2 protein-coding genes and 1 pseudogene are annotated in these 1,530 nt (G+C 68.8%); 2 read left to right on the forward strand and 1 reads right to left on the reverse strand.

Translation table 11 applies throughout. The features are described 5' to 3' along the window. A partial coding sequence (locus ACEN88_RS31355) for a lysylphosphatidylglycerol synthase domain-containing protein (protein ID WP_413346020.1) occupies nt 1-543 on the forward strand: 543 nt, incomplete at its 5' end. Here the strand turns inward: ACEN88_RS31355 and ACEN88_RS31360 are convergent. Further along, the gene (locus tag ACEN88_RS31360; RefSeq protein ID WP_413346022.1) at nt 525-1,139 is read right to left on the reverse strand and encodes a phospholipid-binding protein MlaC; all 615 of its coding nucleotides are present in this window, start codon (nt 1,137-1,139) and stop codon (nt 525-527) included. The genes ACEN88_RS31355 and ACEN88_RS31360 overlap by 19 nt on opposite strands. A gap of 113 nt (nt 1,140-1,252) precedes the next feature. Between ACEN88_RS31360 and ACEN88_RS31365 the strand changes: the two are divergent. Beyond that, nucleotides 1,253-1,530, forward strand: a pseudogene (locus ACEN88_RS31365) (RND transporter); the annotation flags it as partial.

A 1,530-nucleotide genomic window follows, 5' to 3' on the forward strand; every position in this document is an offset into this window, starting at 1 on the left:
GCGCTGCTGCTGTCGCTACCGCTGCCCGTGCTCGCCTGGTGGCTGCTCCGCCACGGCGCGCCGTTCGCGCGGCTGGAGCGCTGGGTACTGCGCCTGCTCGGGCCGCAGAACGTCATCGCATTGCACCTGGACGGCGCGGGCATCGACGCGGCCGTCGTGCGCCTGTTCCGGCAACGAGGCCGTCTCGCCCGCGCCGGGATGTGGTCGCTGCTGGCCAACGTGCTGGGCACGTTCGAAACGTGGTACGCGCTGTCCCTGCTCGGCCACCCCGTCGGCTTGCAGGCCGCGCTCGCCATCGAGGCGCTGACACAAGCCGTCCGCCACGCCGGCTTCATGGTGCCCGCCGGCCTGGGCGTGCAGGAAGCCGCTGTGCTGCTGTTCGGCCAGCTGGCCGGCGTGGGCGGGGATGTGGCGCTGTCGCTGGCGCTCGTCAAACGGATGCGCGAGCTCGCGACCGGCGTGCCGGCTCTCGTCTCGTGGCACTGGTTCGAAATGCGCCGCCTGCGTCCGTTCGGCGACCGCGCTCAGGGACCACGATTATGAGCCGCCAGGTATCGGATGAGGCCGTCGACGCCCTCCGTCGCCAGGCGCGCGGCGAACTGCTGGCGATACACCTGGATCATCCACGCACCCATCATGTTGATGTCGTAGATTTTCCAGCCGGCGGACGTCTTGTGCATCCGGTAGTCGATCGGCATCGCGTCGGCGCCCGTGACCACGGTCGTCTTCACGACGGCATCGGTGGCGTTCGCGGCGGAACGGGTCGCGGGGGCGTAGCGGAACTGCGTGTTCTCCTGCTGGATCTGCGTCAGCTGGATCGCGTAGGTGCGCGCCAGCAAGGTCTGGAATTCGCGGAACAGCGCCTCGCGCTGGGCCGGCGTCGCCCGTGCCCACGCGCTGCCCACCGCGTACTGGGTCGTCAGCATGAAGTCCGTGGACGGCAGGAAGTCGCGGCGGACGATCTCGAGGGTTCGTTCGGGGTCGCCTGCGCGCGCGCCGGGATCGCTGCGGATGGCGCTCATGACCTTGTCGATCGTGCTCCTCAATGTTTGCTCCGGCGTACGCTCCGCCACCTGCTGGCCACAGGCCGGCGGCGGCATGGCACAGACCAGGGCAAACACAAATAAGGACGGTTTCATGGGATCCTCGATCGGCACATCCATATGACCATCTCCCGGCCGTCCGTGTTCCCGCGCACGGCTGCGCCAGATCATACGGTCACCCGCACCGCATCCGTTCTAATGGGCACACCATGCTGACCCACCAGATTGCCAGGCTCGTCCACCTGTCGTGTCGCCACCCATGGGCGGTGCTCGGGGCGTTTGCGCTGCTGGTACTTGGATCCGGGCTTTATGTGGCACGCCATTTCGCGATCAATACGGACGTCGGGCAGTTGATTGACGCGAATGCGCCATGGGCCCGGCGCGACGCCGCCATCGCCGCCGCGTTCCCGAACCGGGGCGACACCACCCTGGCCGTCATCCGTGCGCCCGCGCCCGAGTTCGCGGCGCAGGCGGCGCGCGAACTGGC

Source organism: Massilia sp. CT11-108, from assembly GCF_047302915.1.
Classification (GTDB): domain Bacteria; phylum Pseudomonadota; class Gammaproteobacteria; order Burkholderiales; family Burkholderiaceae_D; genus Telluria; species Telluria orientalis.